General features: G+C 74.9%; 8 protein-coding genes. 4 read left to right on the forward strand and 4 right to left on the reverse strand.

Annotation, left to right across the window (positions count from 1 at the left end; genetic code table 11):
• Positions 1–242 precede the first annotated feature (242 nt).
• From ACIQOV_RS15565 to ACIQOV_RS15575, 3 genes are read right to left on the reverse strand one after another with little or no spacing between them, the layout of a single operon-like run.
• Positions 243–971, reverse strand: coding sequence for a bifunctional 4-hydroxy-2-oxoglutarate aldolase/2-dehydro-3-deoxy-phosphogluconate aldolase (locus tag ACIQOV_RS15565; RefSeq protein ID WP_401048839.1), 729 nt, complete (start codon positions 969–971; stop codon positions 243–245).
• The gene (locus tag ACIQOV_RS15570; RefSeq protein WP_401048840.1) at positions 968–2,614 is read right to left on the reverse strand and encodes an amidohydrolase family protein; all 1,647 of its coding nucleotides are present in this window, start codon (positions 2,612–2,614) and stop codon (positions 968–970) included. The genes ACIQOV_RS15565 and ACIQOV_RS15570 overlap by 4 nt, the downstream gene beginning before the upstream one ends.
• A complete protein-coding gene (locus ACIQOV_RS15575; protein ID WP_401048842.1) occupies positions 2,614–3,915 on the reverse strand; it encodes an amino acid deaminase in 1,302 nt (433 codons plus the stop codon). The genes ACIQOV_RS15570 and ACIQOV_RS15575 overlap by 1 nt, the downstream gene beginning before the upstream one ends.
• 230 nt (positions 3,916–4,145) lie before the next feature.
• On the opposite strand from ACIQOV_RS15575, the gene ACIQOV_RS15580 reads away from it, so the two are divergent.
• From ACIQOV_RS15580 to ACIQOV_RS15595, 4 genes are all read left to right on the forward strand, one after another.
• Positions 4,146–5,285 carry a sugar kinase gene (locus ACIQOV_RS15580; RefSeq protein ID WP_401048843.1) on the forward strand — a complete coding sequence of 380 codons (1,140 nt, stop codon included), beginning with the start codon at positions 4,146–4,148 and terminating at the stop codon, positions 5,283–5,285.
• A gap of 31 nt (positions 5,286–5,316) precedes the next feature.
• Positions 5,317–6,066, forward strand: coding sequence for an IclR family transcriptional regulator (locus ACIQOV_RS15585; protein WP_359907796.1), 750 nt, complete (start codon positions 5,317–5,319; stop codon positions 6,064–6,066).
• A gap of 34 nt (positions 6,067–6,100) precedes the next feature.
• On the forward strand, positions 6,101–6,529 hold the full coding sequence (locus ACIQOV_RS15590; protein ID WP_359907799.1) for a RidA family protein: 429 nt from the start codon (positions 6,101–6,103) through the stop codon (positions 6,527–6,529).
• Positions 6,530–6,657: 128 nt separating this feature from the next.
• Complete coding sequence (locus tag ACIQOV_RS15595; protein ID WP_401048845.1) at positions 6,658–7,377, forward strand: DUF2470 domain-containing protein; 720 nt, start codon at positions 6,658–6,660, stop codon at positions 7,375–7,377.
• A gap of 63 nt (positions 7,378–7,440) precedes the next feature.
• Here the strand turns inward: ACIQOV_RS15595 and ACIQOV_RS15600 are convergent.
• Positions 7,441–8,368, reverse strand: a 928-nt coding sequence (locus ACIQOV_RS15600) for an APC family permease (protein WP_401048847.1), incomplete at its 5' end; no start/stop codon positions are given.

Genomic DNA, 8,368 nt, shown 5'->3' on the forward strand with positions numbered 1-8,368 from the left:
CTGGCCGGGCGGGGCTGAGCCGGGACGGGCTCGGCCGGGGCTGAGCCGGGACGGGCTCGGCCGGGGCCGAGCCGGGTGCCCCCGATTCTCGTCCAATCCCGGCCGTCCCGACAGCCCGCCTCGCCCCGTCACCGCCTTCTTCACGGGGCCCGCACCCGCGCCGCCTTCTTCACGGGACCCGCGCCGCCTTCTTCACGGGCCCCGCACTGCCTTCTTCACGGGCCCCGCGGCGACGGCGCCCCCTACGAGGCCGCCGCCGCGCAGGCCGACATGAACGCCCGGGCCCGCCGGGTGATCTCCGCCCAGTCCCCCGCCGCGACCACGTCCGGCGGCACCACGTCCGTCCCCGCGCAGACCGCGAGCGCGCCGTGCGCCAGGAACTCGGCGGCGTTGCCCGCGTTCACCCCGCCGGAGGCCACCAGCGGCACGTCGGGGTAGGGGCCGCGCAGGTCCTTGAAGTAGCCGGGGCCGAAGGCCCGGGCCGGGAAGATCTTGACGGCGGCGGCGCCGAGGTCCACCGCGTGCGCGACCTCGGTCGGGGTGAGCGCCCCGAGCACCACCGGCACCCCGGCGGCGGCCGCCGCCTCGGCGACCTCGGGCCGGCAGCCGGGGGTGACCAGGAAGGCCGCCCCCGCCTCGACCCCGCGCCGGGCCTGCTCCGCGGTCAGCACCGTCCCGAGGCCGACCCGCCAGCCGGCCTTCGAAGCCTTCAGTAGATGGTCCGTCACATTCGGTGTGGTGCAGGTGAATTCGGTGAGGTTGATGCCTCCCTCGGCGAGGGCGGCGCAGAGCGCGGCGGCGTCCGGGATCCGGGGTGCGCGGACCACCGCGATCACCGGTTCGTCGCGCAGGAAGGAGCAGCCGGTAGCGGCGGCGGAACCGGTCGCGGAGAGATCGGCGGTCGCGGACGGACCCGTCGCGGACGGACCGGCCGGGGCCGGGAGATCGGTCGGGGCGGAGAGCTCGGTCATATGGCCAGGGTTCCTCGATCGGTGCGGCGCAGGGCGCGCCCGGGCCGGGCGCCGGTGGTGCGACCCTGCCGGACGACGGCGGTGCCGTTGACGTACACGTACTCGATGCCCTCGGCGGGCAGCCGGGGGCGCTCGAAGGTGGCGGCGTCCCGGACCTTCCCGGGGTCGAGGAGCACCAGGTCGGCGTGGTGGCCGGGGGCGATCCGGCCGCGCCGGTCCAGCCCCAGCCGGGCTGCCGGGCGGCCGGTCATCCGGGCGATCGTCTCCTCCAGCGTCAGCACGCCCAACTCCCGGCTGTAGTGGCCGAGGTAGCGGGGGAAGGTGCCCCAGGCCCGCGGGTGCGGCCGGGCCCCGACCAGCAGTCCGTCGCTGCCGACGGTGTGGGCGGGGTGGCGCATGATGGCCCGGACGTTCTCCTCGTGCCCGACGTGCTGGAGGATCGTGGTGGAGAGTTCGTCCCGGCGCAGCAGGTCCAGGAACACCTCGGTGCCGGTCCGTTCCTCCTCCTCGGCCAGTTCCGCGACGGTGCGGCCGACCGCGCCGTCGAGCGCGGCCGAGCGGACGCCGGAGATCTGGATCGTCGTCCAGTCGGTGACCACGCCGTGGCAGCCGTCGCTGCCCTTCTCCTCCACCTCGTACCGGATCCTCGCGCACTGCGCGGGGTCGGCGAGCCGTGCCAGCGTCGCGGCCGGGCCGCCCTCGGTGGCCCAACTCGGCAGCAGGGCGGCCAGGGTGGTGGATCCGGGCAGGTAGGGGTAGCTGTCCAGGGTGAGGTCGACGCCGTCGGCGAGCGCCCGGTCGAGAAGCTCCAGCAGCTCGCCGGCCCGGCCCCGGTTGACCCCGAAGTTCATCGTGGCGTGGGTCAGGTGCAGCGCGCAGCCGCTCCGCCGGGCGATCTCCACCATCTCCGCGTAGCCCTCCAACGCCCCGGCGCCGTAGGAGCGTTGGTGCGGGGCGTGGAAGCCGCCGTAGGCCGCGACGACGGTGCACAGCTCGATCAGCTCGGCGGTGTCGGCGTACATCCCGGGGGTGTAGCTGAGGCCGCTGGACATGCCGACAGCGCCGTCCAGCAGGCTCTTCGCCAGCACCTGCCGCATCCGGTCGAGTTCGCCCGGGGTGGGCGGACGGTCGGCCCAGCCCATGGCGAGCATCCGCAGCGTTCCGTGCGGGACGAGGTAGCAGGCGTTGACGGCCGTTCCGGTGCGGTCGATCCGGTCCAGGTAGCCGGCGACGTCCCGCCAGTCCCAGTCGAAGCCGTCCGGATCGCCGTTCCAGCCCGCTGTCTGGCGGCGCAGCGCGGGCAGCGTGACGTCGTCCACCGGGGCGTAGGACAGGCCGTCCTGGCCGAGGACCTCGCAGGTGACGCCCTGGGTGACCTTGGCCGGGTGCTCGGGTTCGAGCAGCAGGGCGAGGTCGGAGTGGGCGTGCATGTCGATGAAGCCGGGGGCCAGCACCAGGCCGTCGGCGTCGACCTGGTCGGGCGCGTCGAGGCCCTCGCCGATCTCGGTGATCAGACCGTCGGCGATCCGGACGTCGGCCCGGTAGCGCTCCGCGCCGGTGCCGTCCACCACGGTGGCGCCCCGGAAGACCGTCGCGCCGCCGCCGTCCCGCCCACCCCTGGCGACCGTTCTCTCCCCGGGCATCAGAAGAACGTCCTGACCAGGCCGGTGACCTTCGGCTCGGCCGCGTCCGCGGAGTCCAGCACCGGGATCGCCGTCCACTTGTCGAAGGCGGTGCACGGGTGCGAGACGCCCAGCCGCAGCACCGCGCCGATCGGCGCGAGGTCGCCCGCGTCGCGCAGGAAGGCGTGCTGGTCGTTGAGCGCGGTGATCCGCGCCGCCGTTCCGGTCAACTCCACTCCGCCGCGCACCCGTTGCGGCTCGGGCAGGCCCTCGTCGAAGGGCAGGTCGCGCTTGCCGGCGTCCAGCAGCGCGAGCTGCGGCTCGGGCCGGGACACCACCCGGGCCCAGCCGTGCAGCGCACCGCGGAACGGCGTCCGCCCACCGTCCCGGGCGAGCGGCGAGATGCCGCGGTAGAAGCCGTCGTCGTGGGCGATGTACGCGCCCGAGCGCAGCACCGTGAACGCCTCCGGCAGGTCCGCCAGCTCCTCGACCACCAGGTCGAAGTAGGCGCTGCCGCCGGCCGAGACCACCGGCCGGGTGCCGTCCGGGTAGGCGCTCGCCAGCCGGCCGTGCAGGTCGCCCAGCTCCCGCAGGTAGCGGCGGACGGCGGCGAGTCCCTCGGCCGAGGCGTCGTGCGCGATCGCGCCCTCGTACCCGCCGACGCCCGCCAGGCGCAGGGTGGGGGCGCGCAGCACGGCGGCGGCGACCTCGACGGCAGCGTCCACGCCGCGGGCGCCGGTCCGTCCGCCGGGGCCGCCGAGCTCGACCAGCACCTCGACCGGCCGCTCGGCGCCGGCGGCGCGCAGCGCCTCGTCCATCAGCCGGACGCTCTCGGTGGAGTCGACCCAGGACAGGAAGGCGAAGTCCGGGTCGGCGGCGAGTTCGTCGGCGAGCCAGGCGAGGCCGGCCGGGTCGAGCAGGGTGTTGGCGAGCAGGATGCGCTGCACCCCGAAGGCCCGGGCGACCCGCACCTGGGGCAGGTTGGCGAGGGTGATGCCGTGGCTGCCGGCGTCGAGCTGCGCCTGCCAGAGGGCGGGCGCCATGGTGGTCTTGCCGTGCGGGGCGAGCGCGACGCCCGCCTTGGCGCACCAGTCGGCCATGGTGCGGACGTTGTGGTCGACGGCGGCGCCGTCGAGGGTGAGCATCGGGGTGCCGAGCGAGGAGAGGGTGGGGCCGGTGACGAGCCATTCCCGGGTGCTGCGGCCCCACGACTGCGGTGGAGCGGCCTTGAACCGCCAGTCGAGCGGTTCGTCGGCCAGGGCGGCCACCGCGCCACGGGCGATGCCCGGTCCGGTGACACTGCTTGCGAAGGTCTGCTCCACCGTGTTCCTCCATCCGCACAGGTTGCAACATGCGCAACGAGGGTTGCACATGCTGGCAACACGGTTCTAGCATCGGCGCCGGATCAAGGTCAACGGACCCGACTCCCGGTCAACGGGGTCGGCTCACGTGAGCGCTCTCGGACGACGCGGCACTCACACGCTCACACGCAGCGGAGTCGGCCCGGTGGGCCCGCTCTCGACGGAACGGCCGCAGACGAGGAGCCCCGCACATGCCGCGACAGGACACCCAGGGCCCGACCCGCCCCGGTCCTCCCCCGACGGCCGTGTGCGTGGGCGAGTCGATGGCCGTCCTGCTGCCGGACCGCCCGGGCCCGCTGGAGTCGGTGGAGAGCTTCCGGCTCTCGGTCGGCGGAGCGGAGTCCAACGTGGCGGGCGCACTGGCCGCCCACGGCGTGCCGACCGCCTGGATCAGCCGGGTCGGCGACGACGGCTTCGGCCGCCGGCTGCTCGCCGAGGTGGCCGCCCGCGGCGTGGACGTCTCGGCGGTCGCGGTCGACCCGCACCGCCCGACCGGCCTCTACCTCAAGGAGGTCGGCGGAAGCACCGGCGACCACCACGACCTCGGGCCCGGCCGCAGCAGGCTGCACTACCACCGGCGCGGCTCCGCGGCCGCCGCGCTCTCCCCCGACCTGCTCGCCGACCCGGCCGCCGCCGCCCTGCTGGCCGGCGCCCGGCTGCTCCACCTGTCCGGGATCACCGCCGCGCTCTCCGACGACTGCCTCGCCCTGCTGCGCGCCCTGCTCGCCGACCGCCGCCCGCACCGCCTGGTCAGCTTCGACCTCAACTGGCGCCCCTCGCTCTGGCGCGAGCGCGACCCGGCCGTGCTGCCGCCGCTGCTGAACGCCGCCGACCTGCTGCTGCTCGGCGCCGACGAGGCCGAGGCCGCCTTCGGCACCGGCGACCCGGCCGCCCTGCGCCGCCGCTTCCCCGCCCCGGCCACCCTCGTGGTCAAGGACGCCGCCCGCCAGGTGACCGCCCTGGAACGGGACGGCACGGCGGTCACCGAGCCGGCCCTCGCGGTCGAGGTGGTCGAGGCGACCGGCGCGGGCGACGCCTTCGCGGCCGGCTACCTGGCCGGCACCGTCCGGGGCCTGGACCAGCGGCGCCGGCTGCGGCTCGGCCACCTGAGCGCCGCCTGCGCGCTGACCGCCCACGGCGACCAGGCCGAGCTGCCGGACGCCGCCGTGGTGGCCGCGCTGCTCGACGCCTCCCCCGCCCAGTGGGCCGCCACCCGGGTCACCGCGGAGGGCATCACCGGCCCGGCCCTGCCCACCGACGGCGCGCGCCCCGCCGACCGCACACCGTCCGCCGGACCGCCACCGTCCGCCGACCGGGCCCGGGCACAATGAGCGGGAACCCCGGCCCTCGAAGCGGAGCACGATGAGTCAGACCGTCACCCGCGCCCTGCGCATCCTCGCCGAGCTCGGCGAGGGCGAGCGTTCCCTCGACCAGCTCGCCGAGGTGCTCGGCGTCCACAAGACGACCGTCCTCCGACTGCTCCAGAGCCTCGAAGAGGAACGATTCGTCTATCGCGACGCGAGCTACCGCTACCACCTGGGCGCCGGCCTCTTCGCACTCTCCGGCCTGGCCCTGGAGCAGCGCGGCGTGCGCCGGATCGCCGCCCCGCACCTGGCCGAGCTGAACGCCGCCACCGGCCAGACCGTGCACCTGGCCGCCTACGAGGGCGGCGAGGTGGTCTACATCGACAAGTTCGACTCCCGCCACCCGGTGCGGATGTACTCCCGGATCGGCCTGCGCGCCGCCCTGCACAGCGCCGCCGTCTCCAAGGTGCTGCTCGCCGACCTGCCGCTGCCCGAGCGGCGCCGGGTGGTGGCCGGGATCGACTTCACCCCGCACACCGCGCGTACCCTGACCACCCCCGAGGCCCTGCTCGCCGAGCTGGAGAAGGTCGCCGCCCAGGGCTGGGCGCAGGACCACGCCGAGCACGAGGCCTTCATCAACTGCGTGGCCGCGCCCGTCCGGGACGCCAGCGGCCGGGTGGTGGCCGCCGCCTCGATCTCCGTTCCGGACGTCGTCCTGCCGTACGAGCAGGTGCTGGACCTGCTCCCGCAGCTGCTCGCCACCACCCGCGCCGTCTCGGCCGACTGCGGCCGCCCCGACCACAACTGACGAACCGTCGACACAGTTAAGGAATCCGAATCCCATGACCTCCGAGCACCTCCGGAACGGCGAGAAGACCGAGATCCGCACCGACGGCGCCCCCGCTCCCGCCTGGATGTTCTCCCAGGGCGTCCGCAAGGGTCCGATCCTCCAGGTCTCCGGCCAGGGCCCGCAGGACCCGGCCACCGGCGAGTACCTGCACCACGGCGACGTGAAGGCGCAGACCCGCCGCACCCTGGAGAACGTCAAGGCCATCGTCGAGGCCGGCGGCGCCACCGTCGAGGACGTGGTGATGTTCCGCGTCTACCTGACCAAGCGCGCCGACTTCCCGCTGATGAACGAGGTCTACGCCGAGTTCATCGACGAGAACATCAAGCCCGGCGGCGTGAAGCCGTGCCGCACCACCGTCTTCGTCGAGCTGCCGCAGGAGCCGATGCTGGTCGAGATCGACGCCCAGGCCGTCGTCGGCTGACGCACCGCCGCACCGAAGGGCCCGGACGCCGCAGTCGCGTCCGGGCCCTTCGCCCGTCCGGCGGCCTGCTTGCCACACCCCCACCCGCACCTTAGGTTAGGCTCACCTAATTAACTGGAGGTCCGTCCATGAGCCTGCCCACCGGCGACACCGAGGTCCCCGAGCCCACCACCGCCGAACGGATCCACAGCCTGCTCGGCACGACCTCCTCACTCACCGTCCGCGCCCTCGGCGAGCACCACCACCTGAACACCCCGGTCTCCGTGCACGGCTCCCGGCTGCGCCTGCGCACCGCCCTGGACGACCCGCTCACCACGGCCGTCATCGGCGCCGCCGACGGTCTCGCCGTCGTCCTCGACGTCACCGACATCGCCCCCGTCGCCGTCCGCGACCGGGTCCGCGCCCGCCTCACCCTGGCCGGCCGGCTCCACCTGGCCCACCTCGCCGACGACGGCCTCGGCGTGCACCTGCGGGTGGACATCGCCCACGCCGTCCTCGCCACCCCGTACGGCACCGGCGCGATCACCGCCGCCGACCTCGCGCTCGCCGGCCCCGACCCGCTGGCCCGGCACGAGGCCGCGCTGCTCACCCACTTCGCCGACGACCACGCCGAGGCGCTCGACGTCCTGACCCGGCTGCTCGACCCGGCCGTGCTCACCCACGACCCCGAGGTCCGCCCGCTCGCCCTGGACCGCTACGGCCTGGTGCTGCGCCTGGACCACCCGCACGGCCACCGCGACGTCCGCCTGGTCTTCCCCGAACCGGCCCGGGACACCGAGGACTTCGGCCACCGGATGCACGCGCTGCTGGCCGCCGCCCAGTACGGCCTGCCGGTCCACCGGCGCTGAACCCGGCGCACCGCGAGCGCCGGCCGGTCACCCCTCGACCGCGCCCCAGCACCACCCGCCCGGTCACCGCTCGACCGCGTCCTCCAGCACCACCCGCCCGATCCGCGCGTACAGCTCCGGCCGCCAACGGCGCACCGCCAGCGCCAGCCCGACCCCGCCCGCGAACACCCCGATCACCAGGTACGGGATCAGCCGGAACAGCAGCGTGTGCGCCGCCGCCCCGGCCGCGGCGTCCTTGTTGAGCACCAGCAGCACCACCACCCCGGCCATCGCCACCCCGCCCACCAGCGGTGCGGCCAGCGTCCGGAACCAGTGCGCGGTCTCCGGGTGCCGCCCCCGCACGTGGAAGTACCCGACCACGGCGAAGGAGCAGAGCGTCTGCACGACCAGGATCGCCATCGTCCCGAGCAGCGCCAGCAGCGTGTACAGGTGCACGTACGGGTCCATCCCGGCCGCCAGGAACCCCGCCACCAGCCCCACCGCGATCACCGACTGCACCACCGAGGCGACGTGCGGCGAACCGTGCCGCGCATGGGTGCGGCCGAGCGCCGGGTGCAGCAGCCCCTCCCGGCCGATCGCGTACAGGTACCGGGCCGCGCACTGGTGGAAGGCCATCGCGCAGGCGAACGAGCCGGTGACGACCAGCCATTGGAACACCTTCACCGCCCAGGCCCCCAGGTGCGCGCCGAGCGGGTCGAAGAACAGGCTGTTGCCGTCCTTGCCCGGCACGGCGCCGCTCGCCACCGCGACCGCCCGCCCGACGCCGTTGCCGGACACGATCATCCAGGACACGAAGACGTAGAGCAGCCCGACACCGATCACCGACACCAGCGTCGCCCGCGGCACCACCCGCTTGGGGTCGCGGGACTCCTCGCCGTACATCGCGGTGGACTCGAATCCCACCCAGGACCAGAACGCGAAGAACAGGCCGAGCCCGGCCGCCGCCGCGACCGCCCGCCCGACGCCGTTGCCGGACACGATCATCCAGGAC

The sequence above is a fragment of the Kitasatospora sp. NPDC091257 genome (assembly GCF_044757675.1).
In the GTDB taxonomy this organism is placed as follows: Bacteria; Actinomycetota; Actinomycetes; order Streptomycetales; family Streptomycetaceae; genus Kitasatospora; species Kitasatospora lactacystinica.